The organism is Paraburkholderia sp. J41 (assembly GCF_905220235.1).
Lineage (GTDB): Bacteria > Pseudomonadota > Gammaproteobacteria > Burkholderiales > Burkholderiaceae > Paraburkholderia.
In genome coordinates this window covers 184944-208730 of sequence record NZ_CAJMZE010000008.1, presented here as the reverse complement: position 1 = coordinate 208730, position 23787 = coordinate 184944, and the positions used below count along the sequence as shown (strand labels likewise).

The window sequence follows — 23787 nt, the reverse complement described above, 5'->3', positions numbered from 1 at the left end:
CATCAACGGCGATAACGCCAGGCCGCATGCGCGGGCGCGACGATCCGCACAGCGGAACCTCGGGATAATCCCCCACCCGGCGCGGGTGCGTCTCGCCGACAAATCCACTACAATCGCCGCGCCTGCCCGGCCCGAGCGCGCTTAGCGCGAGCCGCGCGGGCGCCGTCCGCACGCCGCCCACGCGGTTTTCCGCGTTTCGCGCCTGCGGCCGAGCAACCGGCGCGCCGGTTGCGGCAACCCAGGTCTCGCTTTTCGCGCGAGACATAAAGCATCCGATCATGAAAGTCATCAGCTCGATTCAGGAATTGCGCGACCAGTTGCGCGGCCAAAACCGCACCGCGTTCGTGCCGACCATGGGCAACCTGCACGAAGGCCATCTTTCGCTGATGCGCCTCGCGCGCCAGCACGGCGACCCGGTGGTGGCGAGCATCTTCGTGAACCGCCTGCAATTCGGCCCGAACGAGGATTTCGACAAATACCCGCGCACGCTCCAGGACGACATCGAGAAGCTGCAAAAGGAAAACGTCTACGTGCTGTTCGCGCCGACCGAACAGGAGCTGTACCCGCAGCCGCAGGAATACCGGGTGCGTCCGCCGCACGACCTGGGCGACATTCTCGAAGGCGAGTTCCGCCCCGGCTTCTTCGAGGGCGTGTGTACGGTCGTGATGAAGCTGATGTCGTGCGTGCAGCCGCGTGTGGCCGTGTTCGGCAAGAAGGATTACCAGCAGTTGATGATCGTGCGCGCGATGTGCCAGCAGTTCGCGCTGCCGACCGAGGTGATCGCCGCCGAAACCGTGCGCGACGACGACGGCCTCGCGCTCAGCTCGCGCAACCGCTATCTTTCGGCCGCCGAGCGCGCCGAAGCGCCGCAACTGGCGCTCGCGCTGCGCGAGATTCGCGAAACCGTGCTGTCGGGCCGCCGCGACTTCGCGCAGCTCGAACTGGACGCCATGGCGAAGCTGGCCGCACGCGGCTGGAAGCCCGACTACATCGCGATCCGCAAGCGCGTGAACCTGCTGCCGCCCGCCCCGGGCGCGCAAGCCGACGCCAACGCGCCGCTCGTGGTGCTGGCCGCCGCGAAGCTGGGCGCCACGCGTCTGATCGACAACCTCGAAATCTGACGCGCGGCCGCGCCCGCCCTGCCCGCGTTCCGCGCGATTTGGGCGATCGCATAATCGGCGCGCGCCGCGCGCTTTCAACGCACCACGCGCCCCGCGCCGCCGGCCATGCCGCGCGTGGGCGCAACCGGAGACATTCCATGCAACGCAACATGCTCAAGTCGAAGATTCACCGCGCCGCCGTCACGCACTGCGAGCTGCATTACGAAGGCTCGTGCGCGATCGACGAAAACCTGCTGGAAGCGGCGAATATCGTCGAAAACGAGCGCATCGACATCTGGAACATCAACAACGGCGAGCGCTTTTCGACCTACGCGATCAAGGGCGAGCGCGGCAGCGGCATGATTTCGCTGAACGGCTCGGCCGCGCGCCGCGCGCAACTGGGCGACCTCGTGATCATCGCGGCTTTCGCCAACGTCGAAGAGGAAGAACTGAAGGCGGGCTGGAAGCCGAATCTCGTATTCGTGGACGAGAACAATCGCATCAAGGGCAGCCGCGACCACGTCCCCACGCAAAGCTGGAGCTAAGCCGCGGCTTCACGGCGCGCGCCGCTTCGGGCGGCGCTGCCGTATTTGCGCGGGGTTCAGTTGTTGCGCCTGGTTGCGCCTCAGTTGCCCCCGCTCAGTTGCCCACGCCTGGTTGCCGTACTCAGTTGCCCGCGCAGTTGCCTCACGCCGTCGCCCTCACGCGGTCGCCCTCGCGCAGTTGCCTCACGCAATTGCCGCGCTCGGCGGCACTCACGCTACGCCTGGCTGACGCCCCATTGACGCTTGATCGTCGCCTGTGCGAGACACTTAACCAGCGCCCGCGCGACGCTCATTTGGCATTCAGCCAGGCGACGATCGACTGCCACTGGTCGAGATCCTTCTCCACGCGGCTTTTCGCGACGTCCCACAGCGTGAGGCCGTGCGCCGCGAGCTGCACGTAGTTCTGCGTGTCGCGCAGCCAGCCCAGCACCGGCAGGTCGAGCCCTTCGACAAAGCGCTGCAACTGCTCCGCCGAGCGCGTGCGCGCGTCCACGCGCATGCCCACCACGCCCACCTGAATCGCCCCCTTGCGCACCGACTTCTCCTTCGCGAGCCGGTCGAGAAAGTCCTTGGTCGCGAGAATGTCGAACATCGACGGCTGAAGCGGCACGATCACCTTGTCGGCGAGTTCGATGATCGCCGCGAGCCGGTTGCCGTGCAAACCCGCCGGCGTGTCGATGATGGCGTGCTCCAGGCCCTTGGGCGGCTTCGCCGGGTTGTCCGGATCGACTTTCCAGCTTTCGATGGGCGGCAGCGTTGCGGGCCGCAGGTCGAGCCACGCGTGCGCCGACTGCTGCCGGTCGAGGTCGGCAAGCGCGACCCACTCGCCCTGGGCCGCGAAATAGCCGGCGAGATTGGTGGACAGCGTGCTCTTTCCCACGCCGCCTTTGGGATTCGCCACCACGATTACCGTCATGAATGCTCCCGTCAGGATGGCTGGCGCGCGGCCAGCCGGTTTGCCGTTTCTGTTTGCCTTGAATCCTGGCAGTACTGCCGAATCTTTGCGCGAGACGCCTTGCACGCCGTGCGGTCCGTTGCTTCGCGTTGCGAGCGAGCCGGCGTCTTGCATCGGCCGTCCGATATTATCGGCGAATCGCGCGCGTTCAAAGTTGGTCGCGTGCGCAACGACCGCATTTTCCGCTACCACCAGGCGCCCATCGACCACAAGGAGAGCCGCCGACCATGAGCACGCTACGCCCCGACATCACGATCGAATTCCTGCTGGAGCGCCAGCGCGGCCGCCTGCCCGACCTGCTGGGGCTGCGCCCCGTGGCGCTGGAGCAAGGCCAGTTGCGCGCCGAACTCGAGGTGCGCGGCGAACTGCTCGCGCCCAACGGCTTCCTGCACGCGGCCACCGTGATCGGGCTTGCGGACACGGCCTGCGGTTATGCCTGCCTCGCGCATCTGCCGCCCAACGCGAAAAACTTCACGACCATCGAGATCAAAAGCAACCATCTGGGCACCGCGCGCGAAGGCACGATCTCCGCCGTGGCGAAGGGCGTACACCTTGGCCGCAGCACCCAGGTCTGGGACGCCGCCGTGACCGGCCCGGACGGCAAGACCATCGCGCTGTTCCGCTGCACGCAGATGGTGCTTTACTGAGCGCCCCGGCACCTCAGTGCAAGCATGATGCCGATCCCCTAACGAATCGCCCCGAAAAGCCGTTCGAGGTCGAGGTGGGCCGCGAGCGTGTCGGCGAGCCGTTCCAGCGACGCCTCGCGCAACGCCGGGTAATCGACGGTGCGCGCCGCCGCCAGCCCGGCCCAGCGCAGCAATGCGGCGCACGCCTCGGGAGTGTCGAACAACCCGTGGACGTACGTGGCCAGAATCTGGCCGTCCGCCGAGCGCGCGCCGTCGGCGCGTTCCGCCGCGGCATCGGCGAGATACAGCGCGGGCGTGTCCAGCGCCGGCCCGCGCGTTTCGCCCATGTGGATCTCGTAACCGCGCACGTTCGCCGCGCCCCCGCCTTCCAGCGCCAGCGCGCCCGTCACGTTTTTCAGCGTCTTTTCGCGCGTGAGCCCGGTTTCGTAGTCGAGCCAGCCGAAACCGGCCACTACGCCCGGCTCGCCTTCCACGCCGTGCGGATCGGCGATCGAGCGGCCCAGCATCTGCATGCCGCCGCAAATGCCGATCACGCGCCCGCCGTAACGTAAATGCCGCGCAAGCGCCGTTTCCCAGCCTTGCGCGCGCAGCCACGCGAGATCGTCGCGCACGTTCTTCGAGCCCGGCAGGATCACGAGGTCGGCGGCGGGCGGCGCTTCGCCCGTGCGCACGTAGCGGAAATCGACTTGCCCGTGCGCCCTCAGCGCGTCGAAATCCGTGTGGTTGCTGATGTGCGGCAGCGCGGGCACGACCACGCGCAGCACCTCGCCCCCCTCGCCGGTTTTGCCCCCTTCGCTGGTTTCGCCCGCCCCGCTGTGCGCGGCGCCGGGCAGCATGTCCTCGGCGTCGAGCGTGAGACCGTGCAGATAGGGCACGACGCCGAGCACGGGCTTGCCCGTTTGCGCTTCGAGCCAGTCGAGGCCAGGCTTGAGCAGCGCGGGATCGCCGCGAAACCGGTTGATGACGAAGCCCTGTATGCGCGCGCGCTCGCTTTCCGAAAGACACGCGAGCGTGCCGATCAGATGCGCGAACACGCCGCCGCGGTCGATGTCGGCGACCAGCACGACGGGACAATCCACGGCTTCCGCGAAACCCATGTTGGCGATGTCGTTCGCACGCAGGTTGATTTCGGCGGGACTGCCCGCGCCTTCGACGAATACCGTTTCGTAGCGCGCGCGCAGCCGCGCATACGATTCGAGCACGGCCTCGCGCGCGAGCGGCTTGTAGTCCTGATACGCGCGCGCGTTGAGATTCATGCGCGCCTTGCCGTGGATGATGACTTGCGCGCCGAGATCGCTGTTGGGCTTGAGCAGCACCGGATTGAGGTCGGTGTGCGGCTCGATGCCGGCGGCCACCGCCTGCAACGCCTGGGCGCGGCCGATCTCGCCGCCGTCGACGGTCACGGCGCTGTTGAGCGCCATGTTCTGCGGCTTGAACGGCGCGACGCGCACGCCCGCGCGACGAGCGAGCCGGCACAAACCGGCGACGAGCGTGCTCTTGCCCGCGTCGGACGTGGTGCCCTGGATCATCAGCGCGCCCGGCGCAACGGCGGGCAGGTCGGCAAGCGAAGCGGTCATGAAACGCGAAATAACGGTGGGAACGAGCGCGCATTATCCCATCGCCGCGCGCGGCTTCGCTGCGCTCGCCGCTAACGTTAGCCGTTCGGACAAGGCCGGCGCGCGCGGCATCGGCGCCGGAGCGTGCCGGTTCGAACGCCGCATCGACGCCAGATAAAACGGCGGTTCAACGCGGGATAAGCGCGAGATAAGCGCGGGATAAGCGCCAAACCGGCACCGGATCGCAAACCCGGCGAAAACGAGGCGCGTCCGCCGCGCCACCGAAGCACGCTCGACGCCGCGCCGACCCGCGAGCGATATCCGACAGCCGTTACAATCACGCGATGATTTCGCGCGATCTCACATTCATCGTCGGCGGCGCGCGCTCGGGCAAGAGCGCCCACGCCGAACGCCTCGCGGCCGAAAGCGGCCTGCCCGTCACCTACGTCGCCACGGCGCGCGCGAGCGACGACGCCGAATTCGCCGGGCGCATCGCGCATCACCGCGCGCGGCGGCCCGCGCACTGGGGCTTCGCCGCCGCGCCGCTCGATCTGGCGGGCGCGCTCGACGCCGCCGCCGCGCCCGGCCGCTGCGTGCTGATCGACTGCCTCACGCTCTGGCTCGCCAATCTGCTCTGCCCGCCCGAGGCCGCCGGCGCCGCGCCGCTGCCCGACTGGCGCGCGCGCATCGACGCCTTCGCCGACGCCTGCGCACGCGCGCGCGGCACGGTACTCGTCGTGAGCAACGAAATCGGCATGGGCGTGGTGCCGATGGGCGCGGCCACGCGGCTTTACGTCGACGAACTCGGCCGCCTGAACCAGCGCGTCGCCGCGCTCGCCGACCGCGCCACGCTGGTCGCCGCCGGCCTGCCGCTCGTGCTCAAGGCGCCGCCTGGGGCGCGCGCGTGCTGACGCTGCCCGTCACCGCCGCGCTCGCCGTGGCCGGCTTCGCGGCCGACCGCCGCTTCGGCGAGCCGCGCGGCACGCATCCGCTCGCGGTGTTCGGCGAATACGCGAGCCGTATCGAGGCGCGGCTGAACACGGGGCGGCGCGGCCGCCCGCTCGGCCTGCTCGCGTGGCTCGCCGCCGTCGCGCCGCCCGTGTTAGTCGCGGCGCTGCTGTGCGCGCTGCTGCCCTGGCCGCTCGCGTGGGCGCTGCACGTCGCGCTGCTGTGGTTCGCGCTCGGGGCGCGCAGCCTCGCCGAACACATCGCTCCGATCGGCGCCGCGCTCGTGCGGCGCGACCTCGCGGCCGCGCGCCGCTTGACCGCGCGCATCGTCTCGCGCGACACCGCCGACGCCGACGCCACCGCGCTTGCCCGCGCCGCCGTGGAATCGGCGCTCGAAAACGGCAACGACGCGATCTTCGGCGCGCTGTTCTGGTTCGCCATCGCGGGCGGTCCCGGCGCGCTCGCGTTTCGCCTCGCCAACACGCTCGACGCGATGTGGGGCTATCGCACGCCGCGTTTCCTGCGCTTCGGCTGGGCGGCCGCGCGCATCGACGACGTGCTCAACTGGATTCCCGCGCGCCTCACGGCCGCCAGCTACGCGCTGCTGGGCGACACGCGCGTTGCGCTGCGCTGCTGGCGCGACCAGGCGCGTCGCTGGGACAGCCCGAACGCGGGGCCGGTGATGGCAGCGGGCGCGGGCAGCCTCAACGTGCTGCTGGGCGGCGCGGCCGTCTATCACGGCGCAATCGAGGAACGGCCGGCGCTGGGCGCGGGCGCGCCGCCGCGCGCGCAGGACGTGGACGCGGCGCTGCGCCTCGTCGAGCGCACCACCCTTCTCTGGCTCGCCGCGCTGCTCGCGCTGGCATTCGTGAGCGTGGCCACGCATGTCTGAAACCCGTTCGACGAAAAAACCCGCGCCGACGGCAAACGCGCCAACGACAGGCGCACCGACGAATACTCCGACCGTCGCTCCGACCGACGCCCCGACGAATGCGATGACGAAAGCCCCGACCAACGCGATAACAAGCGCAATATCGAGCGCGCCGGCGAACCCCGCGGCGCTCCGGCCGGCGGTCGCACACGGCGGCAATCTGCACGAAGCGGCGCGGCGATACGGCATCGCATGGGACGCGTGGGTCGATCTGTCGACCGGCATCAACCCGCACGGCTATCCGGTGCCGCCCGTGCCCGCCGCCGCGTGGCGGCGCTTGCCCGACGAAGGCGACGACTTCGCCGCTTGCGCCGCGCGCTACTACGGCGCGCCGGATGCGCACCACGTGCTGCCGGTCGCGGGCAGCCAGGCGGCGATCCGCGCGCTGCCCGCGCTGCTGCCGCGCGCGCGCGTGGCCGTTGCGCCGCTCACGTACGGCGAATATGCGAGCGCGTTCGCGCACGCGGGCCACGACGTCGTGCCGCTCGACGTCTGCGCCAATGCGCTGCCCGCCGACGTCACGCATGCCGTCGTCGTCAATCCGAACAATCCGACCGCCGTGCGCGTCGATCGGGAGCGGCTGCTGCGCTGGCACGCGCAACTGGCGGCGCGCGGCGGCACGCTGATCGTCGACGAAGCATTCGCCGACGCGTTCGACGCGCCGCACAGCCCGACGCTTGCGGACGCAACGCGCCACGCCGGACTCGTCGTGCTGCGCTCGCCCGGCAAATTCTTCGGGCTTGCGGGCGTGCGCTGCGGCTTCGCGCTCGCGGCGCCCGCGCTGCTCGACGCGTTGCGCGCGCATTTGGGCGCGTGGACCGTGAGCGGCCCGGCGCGCCACGCGGTCGCGCACGCGTTCGCGGACACCGGCTGGCAAACCGCCATGCGCGCGCGCCTCGCCACCGAAAGCGCGCGGCTCGACGCCTTGCTGCGCGCGCACGGGTTCGCGCCGCACACGACGCCGCTGTTCGCATGGATCGCCGACGCGCGTGCGCAAGCGTTGCAGGACGCGCTCGCGCGCCGCGCGATCTGGACGCGCTGCTTCGATCCGTCCGCCGAATCCGGCGGCACGCCCGCGAGCCTGCGCCTCGGCCTGCCCGCATCGGCGGAGGAATGGCAGCGCTTCGAGCACGCGCTCACGCATGCCGTGCAGGACATCGGCTGATGCGCCTTTCGACGTTGGCTTCGACGTTGGCTTCGAGGCTTGCGACAGGCGCGTTGGCGACATGCGCGTTGGCGGCCTGCGTGTTCGCGGCCTGCGCGCCGGCCGCGCACGCGGCGGTTTCCGTCGTCGACGACAACGGCGAGACCGTCACGCTGCCCGCGCCCGCGCAGCGCGTCGTGAGCCTCGCGCCGCACGTGACTGAGCTGATCTACGCGGCGGGCGGCGGCGCGAAGCTCGTTGGCGCGGTGAACTACAGCGACTACCCGAGCGCCGCGCAAAAGGTGCCGCGCGTGGGCGACAACCGCGCGCTCGACCTCGAACGCATCGTCGCGATGAAGCCCGACCTCATCGTGGTCTGGCGTCACGGCAACGCGCAGCAGCAGCTCGACCGGCTGCGTGCGCTGCACATTCCGCTCTTTTTCAGCGAGCCGCGCCATCTCGACGACGTGGCCACGTCGCTCACGCGACTCGGCACGCTGCTCGGCACCGAACCCGCCGCGCAAGCCGCCGCCGGCGCGTATCGGCACGACATCGCGCAACTGCGCGCGACCTACGCGCGACGCCCGAGCGTGAGCGTGTTCTACGAAGTCTGGGATCAGCCGCTGATGACGATCAACGGCACGCACATGATCAGCGACGTGATCGCGCTATGCGGCGGCCGCAACGTGTTCGCGACGCTCGACGCGCTGGTGCCCACGCTGTCGACGGAAGCCGTGCTCGCCGCGAATCCCGATGCGATCGTCACGACCGCGCAAGGCGCGACCGCCGCCGACCGCCCGCTGCCGAGTCTGGAACGCTGGCGCGCGTGGCCCGCGCTGCGAGCGGTGGCGCGCGGCAATCTGTTCGCCATCGACGGCGATCTGCTCACGCGGCCCGCGCCGCGCATCGCGCAAGGCGCGGCGCAACTGTGCAAGGACCTCGATCTCGTGCGCCGGCGCGACGCCGCGCATTGACTGGCGGCGGCGCCCGCTTCACGCGTTCCAGCGCACCAGCAGCCATTGCGCGCCTCGCACGTCGTAACGCAGCCAGACGATCGCCGCCATCTCCAGCGGCCAACGCACGCAGTTGACGAGCGGCAGGCCGAGCGCGCGCGCCGCGATGGTGCGGATCACGCCCGCGTGCGTGACGGCCCACGTTGTCGCGGGTCGATTCACGTCGAGCGTCGCGAACCACGCACCCACGCGCGCATCGAACTGCGCCACGCTCTCGCCGCCGTGCTCGCGCGCGTGCTCGAAATTCGCGGCCCACGCGTCGATCTGCGCGCGGTCGATCGCGTCCCAACGCTGTTGCTCCCACGCGCCGAAATCCATCTCGGCAAGGCGCGCGTCCGCAAGCGGCGTCTGCGCATGCCGCGCCGCCAGTTGCACGGCGACCTGCGCGCAACGCGTCAGCGGACTCGTCGCGACGCGTTGCGGCGCGCGCGCGCCGAGCGCCTCGAGCCTTGCGGCGATTGCCTGCGCTTCGTGCGCCGCGCCGCCTTGCAGCGCGACGTCGCTCGCGCCGTAGCAAACGCCCGCTTCCACGGCCACGGCGGGATGGCGTATCAGGACGAGATCCACGCGAGCCCCACGAGATAGATGGCGATTTCGAACACCTGCTGCGCGAAGCCGAGACAATCGCCCGTATAACCGCCGATGCGCCGCACGAAGTAACGCCCGAGCGCGAAGCGCAGCACGGCGAGCACCGCGAGCATCGTCACGCCGAGCCGCCAGTCGGGCGCGGCGCCGAACGCCGGCCAGAACAGCCACGGCAAGCCGAACGCGCACGCGCCAAGCCACGCGCGCGCGCTCATGCGTTGGGCGACCGGTTTCGCCTTGCCCTCGGCGCGCACGTAGTCGAGCGTGACGAGATAGCTGATCGCGCACGCCCGGCTCGCGGCGTGGCCCGCGATCATCAGCAGCGCCGCGCGCGCGGGCGGCAAGGCGGCCAGCGTCTGCCACTTGAGCGTGAGCGCGACGACGAGCGCAATCGCGCCGAACGCGCCGATCCGCGAGTCGTGCATGATGCGCAGCACGTCCTCGCGCTGCCAGGCGCCGCCGAAGGCGTCGGAGCAATCGGCGAGACCGTCCTCGTGGAACGCGCCCGTGGCGAGCAGCGTGACCGCCATCGAAAGCAGCACGGCGACACCCGGCGCGAACACCGTCAGCGCGACGTGATAAACGAGCGCCGCGAGCGCGCCGACCAGCACGCCCACGAGCGGAAAATAGCGCGCCGCCGCGTTGAGCCACGCGGGATCGAAACCGACCCAGCGCGGCACCGGCACGCGCGTGAAATAACCGAGCGCCGTGAAGAAGTAACGCAGTTCCGCGAGCGGATTCATCGCGCGACTCAGCGGCCGCGCCGATCGCCGTGATCGCCGTGATCGCCGTGATCGCCGTGATCGCCGTGATCGCCGTGATCGCCGTGATCGCCGTGATCGCCGTGATCGGCTTGATTGACGTGATCGGCTTGATTGACGTGATCGGCTTGATCGGCGTGATCGCTGCGATCGTCCACGCCCGCCGACTCGAAGCTCGCCATCTCGTTGACGAACGCCGCCGCCGCGCGCAGCAGCGGCACCGCGAGCGCCGCGCCCGTGCCCTCGCCGAGCCGCAAATCGAGCGCGAGCAACTCGCGCGCGCCGAAGTGTTCGAGCATGCGCCGGTGCCCCGCTTCGTTCGACGCGTGCGCGAACACGCAGTATTCGCGCACGTTGGGCGCGAGCGCATGGGCGACCAGCAACGCGGAGGTGGCGATAAAGCCGTCGACGAGTATGGTCATGCGCGCGCGCGCCGCTTCGAGAAACGCGCCCGCCATCATCGCGATCTCGAAGCCGCCGAATGCCTCGAGCACGTCGAGCGGTTCGCGCGCGTCGGCGTGATGCGCGAGCGCATCGGCGAGCACGGCGCGCTTGTTCGCGAGACCCGCGTCGTCGAGGCCGGTGCCGCGCCCCACGCAGGCCTCGATCGGCACGCCGCACAACCGGCTCATGATGCACGCGGCCGACGACGTATTCGCGATGCCCATTTCGCCGAAGCCGATCACGTTGGTGCCGAGCGCCGCGTGATGACGCACGCGCGCCGCGCCCGCCGCGAGCGCGGCCAGCGCCTCGTCGCGCGTCATGGCGCGTTCGCGCGCGAAGTTGCGCGTGCCGCGCGCGATCGGCACGTCGACGAGCGCCGCCGATGCGGGCAACGGCGTGGCTACGCCCGCGTTGACGATTTCGAGCGTGAGCCCGGCCACGCCGCTGAACGCGTTGATGGCCGCGCCGCCCGCGAGGAAATTGGCGACCATCTGCGCGGTCACGGCTTGCGGATAGGGGCTCACGCCTTCGGCGGCAATGCCGTGATCGCCCGCGAACACGATCATCGCGGGGCGCTCCACGCTCGGGCGCGTGCTCTGCTGGATCAGCCCGAGTTGCAGCGCGAGCGCTTCGAGACGGCCGAGACTGCCTGGCGGCTTCGTCTTGGTGTCGATGAGGCGTTGCAGCGTGTCGCGCAGCGAAAGGTCGAGCGGCGCGACGGCGAGCAGATCGGAAAGCGTTGACGTCATGATGATTTCGGTTCGAAGAGAGACGGGCGAAGGGAGCGGCATCAACGCGCGCGGGGGTTATCGACGGATGATGCCGCCGCGAGCGCGGGCACGAGCGCTTCGTGCGCGCCCTCGCGAATCAGCACGAGCGGATGGCCGAACGCCGCGCCCGCGCGCTCGGGCGTGAGCACGTCGCGCACGGCGCCCGCGTGAAAACCGCCGCGTCCGTCGAGCAGCAGCGCGTGGGTCGCGTAACGGCGCGCGAGATTGAGATCGTGGCACGAAAACACGATCGCGCGCGGCGCGCCGGCGGATTCGCCGCGAACCCACCGCGCGAGCGCTTCGAGGCACGCGATCTGATGATGGAGGTCGAGATGCGCGAGCGGCTCGTCGAGCAGCAGCAGCGGCGCGGCCTGGCACAGCACGGCGGCGAGCGCCACGCGCTGGCGTTCGCCGCCCGAGAGCGACAGCACGTCGCGCGCGGCGAGCGCTTCGAGGCCGAGCGCCGCGAGCGCGGCCTGCGCGGCGGCGCGGTCGTCGTCGCCTTCCCAGCCCCAGCCGGACAGGTGCGGATAGCGATTGAGCAGCACCGTGTCGAGCACGCTCGCGCTGAACGCATCGCGCACGTCTTGCGGCATCAGCGCGCGGCGCCGCGCGAGACGCACGAGCGGCCAGTCGGCAAGCGCGACGCCGTCGACTTCGACATGCCCCGACGCGCCCGCATGCAGCCCGGCGAGCGCGCCGATCAGCGTGGTCTTGCCCGCGCCGTTCGCGCCCGCGACGCACCAGATTTCGCCCGCGCCAAAGGCTTGCGTGAGCGACTCGACGAGCGTGCGCGAACCGGCACGCAAAGTGAGCGCGTGCGCGGCGAGTAGCGGGGCGCTGGGTGACGCGGATGCGTTCGATGCTGCGTTCGAGGACACATTCGGCGCTGCGTTTTGCGCTGCGTTCGGTGCTGCGTTTGAGGACACATTCGGTGCTGCGTATTGCGCTGCATTCGGTGCTGCGTTCGACGATGCGTTCGAGGACGCATTCGGTGCTGCGTTCGGTGCTGCGTTCGCGGATGCGTTCGAGGACGCATTCGGCGCTGCGTTCGTGGATGCATTCGGTGCCGCATTCGGCAATGGATTTCGTAACACATCCGGCGCTGGGTTCGATGCCGGATTCGACGCCGCATTCGGCCAGGCATTCGCAGTCATCGCGCGCGCCTCGCGAGCAGCATCCACAGAAATACGGGCACGCCCGCAAGCGCCGTCACCACGCCCACCGGCAATTGCGCGGGCGCGGCCACGGTGCGCGCGACGAGATCGGCGGCCATGACCGCGAGGCCGCCCGCGAGCGCGGACGCGGGCACGAGCATGCGCTGGTCGTTGCCGAACGCGAGCCGCAGCATATGCGGCACGACGAGGCCGACAAAGCCGATAGTGCCGCCCGTCGTCACGGCCGCCGCGGCGGCGAGCGAAGCCGCGAGATAGATGCCCACGCGCAGGCGCAGCACCGGCACGCCCAGCGCGTGCGCGGCGGCGTCGCCGCGCAGCAGCAGGTTCAACATCGGCGCGATCGGCACGACGCCCGCCAGCACGATCGCGAGCGCCGCGAGCGCGGGCCACGGCATGGCCGCGCCGTTGAGGTCGCCCGTCAGCCAGAACAGCATGCCGCGCAAGCGCGCGTCGGGCGCGAGCGTGAGCAGCAGCGTGATGAGCGCGCCCCAGCCGGCCGCCGTCACCGCGCCCGTGAGCAACAGGCGCGGCGAGCTGTCCTGCGGTTCGCCGCGCCAGAGTTCGCGGCGCGCGAGGCCGAGCACGAGCAGGATCGACACGAACGCGCCCGCGCACGCGCTCGCCTGCACGCCCCACCACGCAACGCCCGCGATCATCGCCACGAGCGCGAATGCGGCCGCGCCGCCCGAGACGCCAAGGACGTACGGTTCCGCGAGCGGATTGCGCAGCAGCACTTGCAGCAACGCGCCCGCGAGGGCGAGCAAGCCGCCGCAGGCGAAGCCCGCGAGCGCGCGCGGCAGGCGCAGCGTGCGCACGATTTCGCCGGCCATGTCGCCGGCGCTCGCGGCGCCATGCGCGGGCACGAGCGCGTTCAGCGCCTGCGCGAACGTCACGCTCACGCTTCCGCTCGCGAGCGACACGAGGAACACGACGAGCGCCGCCAGCGCGAGCGCACAGAAAATGGCGAACGCGCGGCGTGCGGTCATCGCGCGGCGCGGCAACGCGTGCGCGGCGCTCGCGGCATGCATGGCGTGAGCTTTATCGCGGCTCGCGGATCGCATCGCAGCAACGCACGATGCGCGGCATCGGCAAAATAAAAAGCATGGCGCTGAAAAAATCGCGGGAAATGACGAATGCGAGATGTTATAACGCGCGGCTCCATTGCGGCTTCGCATCGCGCGCGGCGACGGCAATTTACGTTCCTGCCTTGCGAGTTTGCATTCGATGAAGCGATTCTGGCGCGATGGCTGCACGAAGCGCACACGAAGCGGGGTTGTTACGTCTGGAAACGACACAATTATCGGAATACGCGTTAATCCGCGCTAGAATGCCTGTCTTTAGAGGACGCAGCACATGCTCAACGAACTCGAAACACTCTCACAGAACATTGGGCGACTGATAGAGATCAATCAGCGCCAGCACGAAGCACGCCTCGCACTCGAAGAGCAACTTGCGCAACTGCGTGCGCAATGCGACGCCACGCGCGCTGACCTCGAACTGGTTCGCGAGGAACGCAACGCGCTGCAAGCGGAACGCGATGCGCTCTCGGCCAAGATCGACGACGCGCAGGTGCGTCTGAACGCGATCCTCGAAAAGCTGCCGCGTGCGCGCGCGAACGCCGAACGCGACAATCAGCTCGATCTGCTCGAGCCGTCGCCGAACAGCGACGACAGTAACGCGGCCCGCCACGGAGAAAATGCATGACCACCAAGCAGATCGAAGCGACGATTCTCGGCCAGACCTATCGCCTCGTCTGTTCGCCGGAAACGGAACAGGCGTTGCTCGATGCGGTCGCGCGCGTCGACAACGAGATGTCGAAGATCCGCAATCACAGCAACGTGCGCGGCACCGACCGCATCGCGGTCATGGCCGCGCTTTCGCTCGCCTCCGAACTGCTGCGTTTGCAGACCAGCGTGCGTCATGGGGAAGCATTCCCAGCGGAGGAAATCCGTCGTACAATGCGCCAAATGAACGAACAGCTCGGCACGGTCATTCAGCAGTACGGCATGCAATGAGCGGTATGAATAAGTGGCATGTAATGAGTCGTGCGCAGTAAGCGAGTTGTGCCAGTTGTCCCGGTAAATGCTGTGTGTCATGCCAGCGTTTCCAAACGAGTTAAGTCAGCTTCCCTGCCTGGTTCGCCAAGGTCATATATTCCTTGAACCAATGCCATGTGCACGGTTGCGGAAATTTGTAGCACGGGTGTGCGCGTCACTAGTCTGATGTACCCGAAGTGCTGCTAACTGCGACCAATTCTGAACCTTCGGTTCAGGATGCCGGCCTAGCGGCTAAGGCGGGGACCTATACCAAAACGGCATCGGACCAACGTCCGGTGCCGTTTTCCTTTGGGTCTCCGGTTTTTTGAGGTTGCGCGTTTTAGCGCGCCCGTCTCTCTCTTTTTCGCGTCATCTTCGACTCATGCGCTACTGGCTGATGAAGTCCGAACCCGACGAAGCAAGTATCGACGATCTCGCGAACGCGCCGCATCGCACGCTGCCGTGGACGGGCGTGCGCAACTATCAGGCGCGCAACTTCATGCGCGACGTCATGCAGATCGGCGACGGCGTCCTCTTCTATCATTCGAGCTGCCCCGAACCCGGCATCGCGGGACTTGCGCAAGTGTCGTCCACGGCGTATCCCGATCCCACGCAGTTCGACGCGAAAAGCCCCTACTACGACGCGAAATCGACTCGCGAAACGCCGCGCTGGATGCTCATCGACATGGTGTTCAAAAAGAAATGCCCGCTCATTTCGCTCGCCGCGCTGCGCGAGCACGAAGAACTCGCCGACATGCGCGTGCTCGCCAAAGGCAATCGTCTTTCGATCACGCCGGTCACGGCGGCCGAATGGGATTTCATCACGCGACGATTGATGTGAAGCGCCATCGAGGGCGGCCGGGGCACGCTCGTTCGTGCGTTACCGGCACTGCGTAACAGGCGTGTAAGTTTCGAAACGCCTTACAGAAACGGGAACCATCGGCCGCGCGCCCGCGCCTAAGTGGCACGCACGACGCCTCGCATCGGCATCGCGCCAATTCCGTTCTGCCAGGAGCCACAATGAACAAGAAAACCGCCGTCACGCTTGCCGCCGCCTTCGCCGCCGCGGTGCCGTTCGCCATGACCGTCGCGCCGCAAGCCGCGTTCGCGCAGAGCGACGCGCGCTATCAACCCTCGGGCGTGCTCTCGCTCTCCGCGCAAGCGAGCGCCGAAGTGCCGCAGGACGTCGTCACCATCACGCTGTTCTACGAGCAGGAAGCCAGCGATCCGGCTTCGCTCACGACCACGCTCAACCAGCGCGCCGACGCCGCGCTGCAAAAGGCGCGCGGCGTGGCGGGCGTTAGCGCGCGCTCGGGCCAGTTCTCGATCTATCCGTCCACCGACCGCGACGGGCGCATTTCCGCGTGGCGCGGCCGCACGGAGATCGTGCTCGAATCGCACGATTTCGCGGCGGCATCCAGGCTGGCGGGCGATCTTTCTTCGGTGATGCAGGTGGGCAACGTGCAGTTCTCGCTCTCGCCCGAAGCACAGCGCGCCGCCGAGCAGAAGCTCTCGGGCCAGGCCATCGCCTCGTTCCGCGATCAGGCCACGGCTGCCGCGCGCGCGTTCGGCTACAGCAGCTATTCGGTGCGCGACGTCAGCGTGGGCCATTCGGGCGTGCCGCCGCGCCCTGTCATGATGATGGCCGCGCGCGCCCCGGTGGACGCGAAAATGGCCGCGCCGATGGCGCTGGAAGGCGGCACCTCGACGGTCACCGTCAACGTTTCGGGTTCGGTGCAGATGAAGTAACGCGCGGTTTTATCGGCGCATGCCAGCAAAAAGGCCACGGCGAAAACCGTGGCTTTTTTCATTCAGCGCGGCGGCGGCGTTGCGCAGCCGGCTAACAAGCGAACTGGCGAATCAGCCTTTGGCGCTTGCCACCCGCACGTCGCCGTTGCCGTTCTGGCTGCCGTTTTTCGCGCGGCGATACGACCACACCATCAAGCCGATGCCGGCGACGATCATCGGCAGCGAAAGCCACTGGCCCATCGAAAGACCGAGCGCGAGCAGGCCGAGGAAGTCGTCGGGTTCGCGCGCGAATTCCACCGTGAAACGCGCAAGACCGTAGCCGATCAGGAACATCGCCGAGATCGCGCCCACGGGGCGCGGCTTGCGCGAGAACAGGATCAGCACGAGGAACAGCGCGACGCCTTCGAGCGCGATTTCGTACAGCTCCGAAGGATGGCGCGGCAGCAGGTGATATTGCGCGAACACTTCGTTCAGGTGCCATTGCGCGGCAAGCGCGGGATGCGTCTGCAACCAGGCGGCGTCGTCGTTGGCGGCGCCGGGGAACAGCATCGCCCACGGCGAATCGGGCGAAGTCACGCGGCCCCACAGCTCGCCGTTGATGAAGTTGCCGAGACGCCCGGCGGCAAGGCCCGTGGGCACCATCGGCGCGACGAAATCGGTGACTTGCAGCCAGGTGCGGCCGCGCTGCCACGCGAACAGCACCATCGCGAAGGTCACGCCGAGAAAGCCGCCGTGAAACGACATGCCGCCTTCCCACACCTTGAAGACGTCGAGCGGATGCGCGAAGTACCAGCTCGCCTTGTAGAACAGGACGTAACCGAGGCGCCCGCCCAGAATCGTGCCGAGCACGCCGTAGAACAGCATGTCGTCGATGTCCTTGGCGGTCCAGCCTTGCGCGGCGACGTACGGCAGCCGCAGGCGCAGCCGGCCGATCACGATCGCGAGAATGAAGCCGACGAGATACATGAGGCCGTACCAGCGCACGGCGAGCGGCCCCAGATGAATGGCGACGGGGTCAAAGTTCGGGTGGATGAGCATCGTTCGTGGAAATGAGTCGTAGCGGCAGCGAGGGTGAAAACGGGTTCGGTTCGGGTTCGCGAGCGCGGCGCACCGGGCGGCCCGGCGACGCATCCGGCTGCGTCACGGCGTGACATTATCGCCGACGCGCGGGCGCACGGACCAAAACGCGCCGAAATGGATGTTTTCGCGGACAAAACCGCAGTCTAGCGGCGCCAGATGAAAGTCCCGATCGCCGCCCACGTAACCGACGCGAAACACGCGGCCGATACATACGACGCGCGGCTCAGCCGCCCGGCGCCGGCACCGAAACCGCATGCGCGCGCACGATGTCGATGAACGCTGCAAGCACCGGGCTCACTTCGGCGGCGCGCCACACGAGGCCGGTTTCCACGGCGGGCACGGCTTCGGCCAACTGCCGGTAGACCACGCCCGTGCGCCGCAGGTGGCGCAGCGACTGCGGCACGAGCGCCACGCCCATCCCCGCCGAAACGAGGCTCACGATGGTCTGCATCTGGATCGCTTCCTGGCCGATATGGGGCGCGAGCCCGGCCGCGCCGTAGCAGTCCATGATGAGATCGTAGAAGCCCGGCGCAAGCTGGCGCGGAAACACCACGAGCGGCGCGCCGGCGACTTCGCGCAGGCTGATCGCGCGCCGGTTGGCATCGTCCCCGTCGTTGCCGGCGTCCCGTTCGTCGTGCGTGGCCAGACTCGCCGCGAGCGTGGCCGGCATGGCGATCACGAGCGGCTCGCGCGCGATCGGCAGATACGCCAGCTGCGCCGCGTGGCGCGGCGGCAAGGGCGCGATCACGAGGCCCGCGTCGATGCGGCCCGCCACGAGTTCGTCCACCTGCACGTCGCTGGTCGCTTCGGCCAGTTGCAGGCGCACGCGCGGGTAACGCGCGCCGAAGTCGCGCAACAGCAGCGGCAGCAGGCCGTAGTCGGCGGTGGACACGAACGCGAGCGACAGCACGCCCGCCTCGCCGCGCGCGAGGCTCTGCGCGAGCGGGCGCAGCGCTTCGGCCGAGGCGAGCAGGCGGCGCACTTCCGGCAGCAGGTCGGCGCCCACGGGCGTCAACTCGACCGAACGGCGCGTGCGCGCGAACAACGCCACGCCAAGCGTTTCCTCGAGCGCGCGAATCGCTTGCGAAAGCGGCGGCTGCGTCATCGACAGGCGCGCGGCGGCGCGGCCGAAATGCTGCTCCTCGGCGACCGTCACGAAATAGCGCAGTTGGCGCAGGTCGGGCATCGGCGAACTCATCGGCGGCTCTCCGGCGGTTGGGATTGATACTTTATTCGACTCAATCAGCCCTGAATAATATATTGGACATTGCGCTCGCGAGATCGCATTCTGTGGCCACACGCCGCCCGCTCGCGGCCAGGCGCGCACTCAAGGTGCACTCAAGCGCGCACTCGAACGCACTCAAGCGCACACGAACGCGCGCACAACCCACGCACCGCCGCAACGCGCACGCTCACCCACGATCCGCCGTAGAGCGGCGCCCGAGACACATCCCCACGGAGGTCCCATGCCGTACAACCGTCGTTCGAAGCACATCACGCAAGGCGTCGCCCGCTCGCCCAATCGCTCGATGTATTACGCGCTCGGCTACGAGAAGGCCGACTTCGACAAGCCGATGATCGGCATCGCCAACGGTCATTCGACCATCACGCCGTGCAACGCGGGCCTGCAACGCCTCGCCGACGCCGCCGTGAGCGCCGTCAAGCGCGCCGACGCCAACCCGCAGACCTTCGGCACGCCGACGATCTCCGACGGCATGTCGATGGGCACCGAAGGCATGAAATACTCGCTCGTCTCGCGCGAAGTCATCGCCGACTGCATCGAAACCTGCGTGCAAGGGCAATGGATGGACGGCGTGGTCGTGATCGGCGGCTGCGACAAGAACATGCCCGGCGGCATGATCGCGCTCGCGCGCATCAACGTGCCCGGCATTTACGTGTACGGCGGCACGATCCGCCCCGGCAACTGGAAAGGCACGGATCTCACCATCGTCTCCGCGTTCGAGGCCGTGGGCGAATTCACGGCCGGGCGCATGAGCGAGGAGGATTTCGAGGGCGTGGAGAAGAACGCGTGCCCCTCCACGGGTTCGTGCGGCGGCATGTACACGGCCAACACCATGAGTTCGTCGTTCGAGGCGCTCGGCATGTCGCTGCTGTATTCGTCGACGATGGCGAACCCCGACGAGGAAAAGGTCGATTCGGCGGCGCAATCGGCGCGCGTGCTCGTGGAAGCCGTGAAACGCGACCTGAAGCCGCGCGACATCATCACGAAGAAGTCGATCGAAAACGCCGTGGCGCTCATCATGGCGACGGGCGGCTCGACCAACGCCGTGCTGCACTATCTGGCCATCGCGCACGCGGCCGGGATCGAGTGGAGCATCGACGACTTCGAGCGCATGCGCAAGAAAGTGCCGGTGATTTGCGACCTGAAGCCTTCGGGTCATTACGTGGCGACCGATCTGCACAAGGCGGGCGGCATTCCGCAGGTGCTCAGGATCCTGCTCGACGCGGGCCTTCTGCACGGCGATTGCATGACGATCACAGGCAAAACGATCGCCGAGGAACTGAAGGACGTGCCCTCGAAACCGCGCGCCGACCAGAAGGTGATTTTCCCGATCGAGCAGGCTCTCTACAAGGAAGGCCACCTCGCGATTCTCAAGGGCAATCTCGCGACCGACGGCGCCGTCGCCAAGATCACGGGCCTCAAGAATCCCGAAATCACCGGCCCGGCGCGCGTGTTCGACGACGAACAAAGCGCGATGGAAGCGATTCTCGCCGACAAGATCCAGGCCGGCGACGTGGTGGTGCTGCGCTATCTCGGGCCGAAGGGCGGCCCCGGCATGCCGGAGATGCTGGCGCCCACTTCGGCGATTATCGGCAAGGGGCTGGGCGAGTCGGTCGGACTCATCACGGACGGGCGCTTTTCCGGCGGCACGTGGGGCATGGTGGTCGGCCACGTCGCGCCAGAAGCGTTCGAAGGCGGCACGATCGCGCTCGTGCAGGACGGCGATTCGATCACCATCGACGCGCACAAGCTCCTGCTGCAACTGAACGTGGACGACGCCGAACTCGCCCGCCGCCGCGCCGCGTGGCAACAGCCCGCGCCGCGTTACACGCGCGGTGTGATGGCCAAGTACGCGAGCCTCGCGCGGCCCGCCAACGAAGGCGCGGTGACTGGCTGAAGCGCCTGACTCTCGCGTGGCCGCGGGCGCGCGTGGCCGCGGGCTTGCGTGCGCGGGCGCGCACTCGCCACGCCAAAGCAAAAGGGCGCACGGTCAGCCGTTGCGCCCTTTGCTCTTATAATGCGACGACACACAGCCGGCGCCCACGCCGGCGGAGACCAGCATGAAACGAAAGTCGCAAGCGAAAAACAAGGCGATGCTGGCGACGGCGGCGGCGCGCGTCGTCGTCGCGGCGCTCGGCGCGCTCGCGTTGAACGCCGCGCAGGCGCAAAACCAGCCAACCCCGCAAGGCGCGCCGAATGCCGCCGCCGGCGGCCTCGCGCTGGCGCAGCAGCAGAACTGCATGAGCTGCCATTCGGTCACGCGCACCTTCATGGGCCCGGCGTTCCACGACGTCGCCGCGAAATACGCGGGCAAGCCCGAAGCGCAGGCTTACCTCACGCACAAGATTCTCGAAGGCAGCACCGGCGTATGGGGCGTCGTGCCCATGCCGGCCAACACGCAGCTCAATCCCGCGCAGGCGGCCATGCTCGCGAGCTGGGTGCTGTCGCTCAAATAACGCTTGAGATCGGCGAAATATCGGCGAAATAACGGCGGGCAGCGCGCCAGATAGCGCGGGCAAACAACGGCGGGCGGCGCCCATCGACGCCCCGCCGTCCCTCGATCACGAAGGCGCCCGACCGGTGCGCACCGCGAGTTCCTCGCGCACCGCGGCCTTCACCCACGTCTTGAGTTCCGTTTCGAGCGCGAGGCCGATCTCGCGCGACACCTGGCCGACCAGCCAGGTCGAATGCTCCTGCATGGCGGCGGCGCAGCGCGCCTCGATCACGGCGCGGCCCTCGCCCGTGAGCCAGTTGAGGCAGCGCCCCTGCAAACGCTCGACCAGCGCGTCGGCGTCGTGGGCGAACAGGCCCTCGGGTTCGGCGACCGACGCCGTCACGGCCGCGGCCGTGGCGCTTTTCGCCGCTTCGACGTTATGTCCGTGCAGCGGATTGCCCGCCACGATAACGTCGCTCAAGAGCGGAATCGATACATCTTCCAGATCGTGCAAGCTCGACACCATGACCTCCGTCGATTGACGGCGACCGGCCGCGAAACGCGCGTAACCGCCGCGCGCCGCCGCTCAGCCGCCCTGCTTGTAGTTGTTGAGCGCGTAACCGCGATCGCGGTAGAAGCGATAACGTTCGCGGCCCGCGCTCAGTTCCTCGGGCGCGCCGCCCACCACTTCGAGCAGGCGCTCGAAGCGCGCGAACTGCGGCGGCACCGCCGCGCCCAGGTTCAGCAGCACGCGATGATGCGGCGCACGTTCGAGCGTCGTGGCGAGCACGATGGGCGTTTCGCCCGCGTGCGCGCCGTCCGCCATGCAATGCGGCACGAAGTCGAGCGGCGAAAACGTCCACAGCATCTCGTCGAACGCGCGCAGGCGCGCGGCTTCGGCCAGCACGACCGCCTGCTGGCCGGCCTGGTACGCCTTGCGCGCGAGCCGGCACGCGTAGAGCAGCGAGTCGCCCACGTTCGTGTGAAAGTCGATGCGCGTCATGTCCGCGCCGCCTTGAACCGCCACGCCATCCTCAACCCGCGCGGTCGATCAGGAACTGCGCGAGGAGCGGCACGGGACGGCCCGTCGCGCCCTTCGCCGCGCCGCTTTTCCACGCGGTGCCCGCGATGTCGAGGTGCGCCCACGGATAGCTTTGCGTGAAGCGCGAGAGGAAGCACGCGGCCGTCACGCTGCCCGCCGGACGCCCGCCGATATTGGCGAGATCGGCGAAATTCGACTTGAGCTGATCCTGATATTCGTCGTCGAGCGGCAGGCGCCACGCCGGGTCGCCCGCTTCGCGCGAGGCGTCGAGCAATTCCCCCGCGAGCGCGTCGTCCTTCGAGAACAGGCCGCTGTTGTGATGGCCGAGCGCGATGATGCAGGCGCCCGTGAGCGTGGCGATGTCGATCACGGCGGCCGGCTTGAAGCGTTCGGCGTAGGTGAGCGCGTCGCAGAGAACCAGGCGGCCTTCGGCGTCGGTGTTGAGCACTTCGACGGTGAGGCCGGCCATCGTCGTCACCACGTCGCCCGGCTTGGTGGCCGAGCCCGAGGGCATGTTCTCGCAGGTCGGGATGATGCCGATCACGTTGAGCTTGAGCCCCATTTCGGCCACGGCGCGCAGCGTGCCGAGCACCGAGCCCGCGCCGCACATGTCGTACTTCATCTCGTCCATGCCCTCGCCGGGCTTCAGCGAGATGCCGCCCGTGTCGAACGTGATGCCCTTGCCGACCAGCACGATGGGCGCGGCCTTGGCGCTGCCGCCCTGGTAGTGCAGCACGATGAATTGCGGCGGCTCGACCGAACCCTTTGTTACAGAAAGAAACGAGCCCATCTTGAGCGCTTCGATCTGGCGCTGGCCCAGCACTTCGGCCTTGAGCTTCCAGTCGCGCGCGAGCTTCTTCGCGGTGGCGGCCAGATACGTGGGCGTGCAGACGTTGCCCGGCAGATTGCCGAGATCGCGCGTGAGGTCCATGCCGTTGGCGAGCGCGACGGCCTGTTTGGCGGCGAGCTTCGCGGGCTTTTCGTCGGCGGCGTCGACGCTGAACACGACGCGCTTGAGCGCGCGCTGCGTGAGGTCGGGCTTGCTCTTCATCTGCGTGAAGCGATAGGTCTCGTTGCGCAGCGCGAGGATGGCGGCGCGCACGGCCCAATCGCCCGAACGCTCCTTCACCGGCAGTTGCGCGAGCGAGAACGTGACCTGCGCGATGCGGGTGCCGAGAATCGCGCGCCACACGGCGCGCACCGCTTCGCCATAGGCCTTCTGGCCGAATGCGTCCTGCTTGCCGAGGCCGACGAGCAGCACGCGCGAGGCGCCGATGCCGGTGACTTCCGGCAGGAACAGCGTGGAGCCGGTCTTGCCGTCCATGTCGCCGGCCTTGACGACGCGCGCGACGGCGCCGCCGATGGCGTTGTCGATGGCAAACGCCGCGCCGGAGAGGGTTTGCGCCTCGAACACGCCGACCACGACGCAGTCCGATTTTCCGGTGAGGAAGGAGCCCTCCCCGCCTTTGCTCCAATCACAGGCTTTTATGCTAAAGTCCATCGCGCTTGTCCTCGGATAAAATCAGGGCTTAGGATGAAAGCCGCAATTATCCGCTATTTTTCCCGCGGCGGCTCCTGGGTGGCGGCGCGCGCTGCGCGGCCCCCGGCGCAGGCCGCCCGCCCTGC

25 protein-coding genes, 1 other RNA gene and 1 pseudogene are annotated in these 23787 nt (G+C 68.6%); 15 read left to right on the top strand and 12 right to left on the bottom strand.

Annotation, left to right across the window (positions count from 1 at the left end):
- Nucleotides 1-278: 278 nt before the first annotated feature.
- Both panC and panD read left to right on the top strand, forming a co-directional pair.
- Nucleotides 279-1121: a pantoate--beta-alanine ligase gene (gene panC / locus U5805_RS11140; protein ID WP_322103527.1), complete on the top strand. Its 843-nt coding sequence runs from the start codon at nt 279-281 to the stop codon at nt 1119-1121.
- Nucleotides 1122-1258: 137 nt separating this feature from the next.
- On the top strand, nt 1259-1645 hold the full coding sequence (gene panD / locus U5805_RS11135) for an aspartate 1-decarboxylase (RefSeq protein ID WP_322103526.1): 387 nt from the start codon (nt 1259-1261) through the stop codon (nt 1643-1645).
- A 289-nt stretch (nt 1646-1934) separates the two neighbouring features.
- Here the strand turns inward: panD and U5805_RS11130 are convergent, their stop codons facing one another.
- On the bottom strand, nt 1935-2561 hold the full coding sequence (locus U5805_RS11130) for a ParA family protein (RefSeq protein WP_322103525.1): 627 nt from the start codon (nt 2559-2561) through the stop codon (nt 1935-1937).
- 266 nt (nt 2562-2827) lie between these two features.
- On the opposite strand from U5805_RS11130, the gene U5805_RS11125 reads away from it, so the two are divergent.
- Nucleotides 2828-3247, top strand: coding sequence for a PaaI family thioesterase (locus tag U5805_RS11125; protein WP_322103524.1), 420 nt, complete (start codon nt 2828-2830; stop codon nt 3245-3247).
- A gap of 38 nt (nt 3248-3285) precedes the next feature.
- On the opposite strand, the gene U5805_RS11120 is transcribed toward U5805_RS11125, so the two are convergent.
- The gene (locus tag U5805_RS11120) at nt 3286-4824 is read right to left on the bottom strand and encodes a cobyric acid synthase (RefSeq protein WP_322103523.1); all 1539 of its coding nucleotides are present in this window, start codon (nt 4822-4824) and stop codon (nt 3286-3288) included.
- On the opposite strand from U5805_RS11120, the gene U5805_RS11115 reads away from it, so the two are divergent.
- From U5805_RS11115 to U5805_RS11095, 5 genes are all read left to right on the top strand, one after another.
- Nucleotides 4823-4981: a hypothetical protein gene (locus tag U5805_RS11115; RefSeq protein WP_322103522.1), complete on the top strand. Its 159-nt coding sequence runs from the start codon at nt 4823-4825 to the stop codon at nt 4979-4981. The genes U5805_RS11120 and U5805_RS11115 overlap by 2 nt on opposite strands.
- A 166-nt stretch (nt 4982-5147) precedes the next feature.
- Nucleotides 5148-5714 (top strand): bifunctional adenosylcobinamide kinase/adenosylcobinamide-phosphate guanylyltransferase, encoded by a 567-nt coding sequence (gene cobU, locus U5805_RS11110; RefSeq protein ID WP_322103521.1) that lies wholly within the window; start codon nt 5148-5150, stop codon nt 5712-5714.
- Nucleotides 5708-6643 carry an adenosylcobinamide-phosphate synthase CbiB gene (gene cbiB, locus U5805_RS11105; protein ID WP_322103520.1) on the top strand — a complete coding sequence of 312 codons (936 nt, stop codon included), beginning with the start codon at nt 5708-5710 and terminating at the stop codon, nt 6641-6643. Before cobU ends, cbiB begins: the two co-directional genes overlap by 7 nt.
- 103 nt (nt 6644-6746) lie before the next feature.
- The gene (gene cobD / locus U5805_RS11100; RefSeq protein ID WP_322103519.1) at nt 6747-7847 is read left to right on the top strand and encodes a threonine-phosphate decarboxylase CobD; all 1101 of its coding nucleotides are present in this window, start codon (nt 6747-6749) and stop codon (nt 7845-7847) included.
- Nucleotides 7847-8800, top strand: a complete 954-nt coding sequence (locus tag U5805_RS11095; protein WP_322103518.1) for a cobalamin-binding protein — start codon at nt 7847-7849, stop codon at nt 8798-8800. Before cobD ends, U5805_RS11095 begins: the two co-directional genes overlap by 1 nt.
- Nucleotides 8801-8818: 18 nt before the next feature.
- Here the strand turns inward: U5805_RS11095 and cobC are convergent, their stop codons facing one another.
- From cobC to U5805_RS11070, 5 genes and pseudogenes are all read right to left on the bottom strand, one after another.
- A complete protein-coding gene (cobC, locus tag U5805_RS11090; protein WP_322103517.1) occupies nt 8819-9406 on the bottom strand; it encodes an alpha-ribazole phosphatase in 588 nt (195 codons plus the stop codon).
- Nucleotides 9391-10167 (bottom strand): adenosylcobinamide-GDP ribazoletransferase, encoded by a 777-nt coding sequence (locus U5805_RS11085; RefSeq protein WP_322103516.1) that lies wholly within the window; start codon nt 10165-10167, stop codon nt 9391-9393. The genes cobC and U5805_RS11085 overlap by 16 nt, the downstream gene beginning before the upstream one ends.
- A 164-nt stretch (nt 10168-10331) precedes the next feature.
- A pseudogene (gene cobT, locus U5805_RS11080) lies at nt 10332-11378 on the bottom strand (nicotinate-nucleotide--dimethylbenzimidazole phosphoribosyltransferase); the annotation flags it as partial.
- Nucleotides 11379-11419: 41 nt separating this feature from the next.
- Nucleotides 11420-12208 (bottom strand): ABC transporter ATP-binding protein, encoded by a 789-nt coding sequence (locus U5805_RS11075; RefSeq protein ID WP_322103515.1) that lies wholly within the window; start codon nt 12206-12208, stop codon nt 11420-11422.
- A gap of 344 nt (nt 12209-12552) precedes the next feature.
- Nucleotides 12553-13605 carry an iron ABC transporter permease gene (locus U5805_RS11070; protein WP_322103514.1) on the bottom strand — a complete coding sequence of 351 codons (1053 nt, stop codon included), beginning with the start codon at nt 13603-13605 and terminating at the stop codon, nt 12553-12555.
- A 325-nt stretch (nt 13606-13930) separates the two neighbouring features.
- On the opposite strand from U5805_RS11070, the gene U5805_RS11065 reads away from it, so the two are divergent.
- From U5805_RS11065 to U5805_RS11045, 5 genes are all read left to right on the top strand, one after another.
- The gene (locus U5805_RS11065) at nt 13931-14281 is read left to right on the top strand and encodes an ATPase (protein ID WP_322103513.1); all 351 of its coding nucleotides are present in this window, start codon (nt 13931-13933) and stop codon (nt 14279-14281) included.
- Nucleotides 14278-14592 carry a cell division protein ZapA gene (locus U5805_RS11060; RefSeq protein ID WP_322103512.1) on the top strand — a complete coding sequence of 105 codons (315 nt, stop codon included), beginning with the start codon at nt 14278-14280 and terminating at the stop codon, nt 14590-14592. The genes U5805_RS11065 and U5805_RS11060 overlap by 4 nt, the downstream gene beginning before the upstream one ends.
- A gap of 108 nt (nt 14593-14700) precedes the next feature.
- Nucleotides 14701-14881, top strand: a non-coding RNA gene (ssrS, locus tag U5805_RS11055) — 6S RNA.
- A 114-nt stretch (nt 14882-14995) separates the two neighbouring features.
- Complete coding sequence (locus tag U5805_RS11050; protein ID WP_322103511.1) at nt 14996-15454, top strand: EVE domain-containing protein; 459 nt, start codon at nt 14996-14998, stop codon at nt 15452-15454.
- A gap of 179 nt (nt 15455-15633) precedes the next feature.
- Nucleotides 15634-16362: an SIMPL domain-containing protein gene (locus tag U5805_RS11045; RefSeq protein WP_322103510.1), complete on the top strand. Its 729-nt coding sequence runs from the start codon at nt 15634-15636 to the stop codon at nt 16360-16362.
- 111 nt (nt 16363-16473) lie between these two features.
- Here U5805_RS11045 and lgt read toward each other — a convergent pair whose 3' ends face one another.
- Nucleotides 16474-17400: a prolipoprotein diacylglyceryl transferase gene (gene lgt, locus U5805_RS11040; protein WP_322103509.1), complete on the bottom strand. Its 927-nt coding sequence runs from the start codon at nt 17398-17400 to the stop codon at nt 16474-16476.
- Between the two features lie 265 nt (nt 17401-17665).
- Nucleotides 17666-18640, bottom strand: a complete 975-nt coding sequence (locus U5805_RS11035) for a LysR family transcriptional regulator (RefSeq protein ID WP_322103508.1) — start codon at nt 18638-18640, stop codon at nt 17666-17668.
- A gap of 268 nt (nt 18641-18908) precedes the next feature.
- Here U5805_RS11035 and ilvD point away from each other — a divergent pair, with 268 nt between their 5' ends.
- A complete protein-coding gene (ilvD, locus tag U5805_RS11030; protein WP_322103507.1) occupies nt 18909-20582 on the top strand; it encodes a dihydroxy-acid dehydratase in 1674 nt (557 codons plus the stop codon).
- Between the two features lie 196 nt (nt 20583-20778).
- Entirely contained in the window at nt 20779-21141 is a 363-nt protein-coding gene (locus U5805_RS11025; protein ID WP_415914575.1) for a c-type cytochrome, read from the top strand.
- Between the two features lie 105 nt (nt 21142-21246).
- Here U5805_RS11025 and U5805_RS11020 read toward each other — a convergent pair whose 3' ends face one another.
- The 3 genes from U5805_RS11020 to U5805_RS11010 all read right to left on the bottom strand — a co-directional run bounded on the left by U5805_RS11020 (nt 21247) and on the right by U5805_RS11010 (nt 23662).
- Nucleotides 21247-21600, bottom strand: coding sequence for a DUF2486 family protein (locus U5805_RS11020; protein WP_322103505.1), 354 nt, complete (start codon nt 21598-21600; stop codon nt 21247-21249).
- A 105-nt stretch (nt 21601-21705) separates the two neighbouring features.
- On the bottom strand, nt 21706-22122 hold the full coding sequence (locus U5805_RS11015) for a DNA polymerase III subunit chi (protein WP_322103504.1): 417 nt from the start codon (nt 22120-22122) through the stop codon (nt 21706-21708).
- A gap of 31 nt (nt 22123-22153) precedes the next feature.
- Nucleotides 22154-23662 carry a leucyl aminopeptidase gene (locus tag U5805_RS11010; protein WP_322103503.1) on the bottom strand — a complete coding sequence of 503 codons (1509 nt, stop codon included), beginning with the start codon at nt 23660-23662 and terminating at the stop codon, nt 22154-22156.
- Between the last annotated feature and the right edge of the window lie 125 nt (nt 23663-23787).

What these genes read in the sequence shown, in the direction of transcription:
- U5805_RS11070 (WP_322103514.1), bottom strand. Translation starts at nt 13,605, where the DNA reads ATGCATGCCGCGAGCGCCGCGCACGCGTTGCCGCGCCGCGCGATGACC.
- lgt (WP_322103509.1), bottom strand. Translation starts at nt 17,400, where the DNA reads ATGCTCATCCACCCGAACTTTGACCCCGTCGCCATTCATCTGGGGCCG.
- U5805_RS11010 (WP_322103503.1), bottom strand. Translation starts at nt 23,662, where the DNA reads ATGGACTTTAGCATAAAAGCCTGTGATTGGAGCAAAGGCGGGGAGGGC.
- U5805_RS11050 (WP_322103511.1), top strand. Translation starts at nt 14,996, where the DNA reads ATGCGCTACTGGCTGATGAAGTCCGAACCCGACGAAGCAAGTATCGAC.
- U5805_RS11115 (WP_322103522.1), top strand. Translation starts at nt 4,823, where the DNA reads ATGAAACGCGAAATAACGGTGGGAACGAGCGCGCATTATCCCATCGCC.
- panC (WP_322103527.1), top strand. Translation starts at nt 279, where the DNA reads ATGAAAGTCATCAGCTCGATTCAGGAATTGCGCGACCAGTTGCGCGGC.
- U5805_RS11130 (WP_322103525.1), bottom strand. Translation starts at nt 2,561, where the DNA reads ATGACGGTAATCGTGGTGGCGAATCCCAAAGGCGGCGTGGGAAAGAGC.
- cobU (WP_322103521.1), top strand. Translation starts at nt 5,148, where the DNA reads ATGATTTCGCGCGATCTCACATTCATCGTCGGCGGCGCGCGCTCGGGC.
- U5805_RS11085 (WP_322103516.1), bottom strand. Translation starts at nt 10,167, where the DNA reads ATGAATCCGCTCGCGGAACTGCGTTACTTCTTCACGGCGCTCGGTTAT.
- panD (WP_322103526.1), top strand. Translation starts at nt 1,259, where the DNA reads ATGCAACGCAACATGCTCAAGTCGAAGATTCACCGCGCCGCCGTCACG.
- U5805_RS11045 (WP_322103510.1), top strand. Translation starts at nt 15,634, where the DNA reads ATGAACAAGAAAACCGCCGTCACGCTTGCCGCCGCCTTCGCCGCCGCG.
- ilvD (WP_322103507.1), top strand. Translation starts at nt 18,909, where the DNA reads ATGCCGTACAACCGTCGTTCGAAGCACATCACGCAAGGCGTCGCCCGC.
- U5805_RS11065 (WP_322103513.1), top strand. Translation starts at nt 13,931, where the DNA reads ATGCTCAACGAACTCGAAACACTCTCACAGAACATTGGGCGACTGATA.
- U5805_RS11095 (WP_322103518.1), top strand. Translation starts at nt 7,847, where the DNA reads ATGCGCCTTTCGACGTTGGCTTCGACGTTGGCTTCGAGGCTTGCGACA.
- U5805_RS11120 (WP_322103523.1), bottom strand. Translation starts at nt 4,824, where the DNA reads ATGACCGCTTCGCTTGCCGACCTGCCCGCCGTTGCGCCGGGCGCGCTG.
- U5805_RS11035 (WP_322103508.1), bottom strand. Translation starts at nt 18,640, where the DNA reads ATGAGTTCGCCGATGCCCGACCTGCGCCAACTGCGCTATTTCGTGACG.
- U5805_RS11060 (WP_322103512.1), top strand. Translation starts at nt 14,278, where the DNA reads ATGACCACCAAGCAGATCGAAGCGACGATTCTCGGCCAGACCTATCGC.
- U5805_RS11025 (WP_415914575.1), top strand. Translation starts at nt 20,779, where the DNA reads ATGCTGGCGACGGCGGCGGCGCGCGTCGTCGTCGCGGCGCTCGGCGCG.
- cobD (WP_322103519.1), top strand. Translation starts at nt 6,747, where the DNA reads ATGACGAAAGCCCCGACCAACGCGATAACAAGCGCAATATCGAGCGCG.
- U5805_RS11015 (WP_322103504.1), bottom strand. Translation starts at nt 22,122, where the DNA reads ATGACGCGCATCGACTTTCACACGAACGTGGGCGACTCGCTGCTCTAC.
- U5805_RS11125 (WP_322103524.1), top strand. Translation starts at nt 2,828, where the DNA reads ATGAGCACGCTACGCCCCGACATCACGATCGAATTCCTGCTGGAGCGC.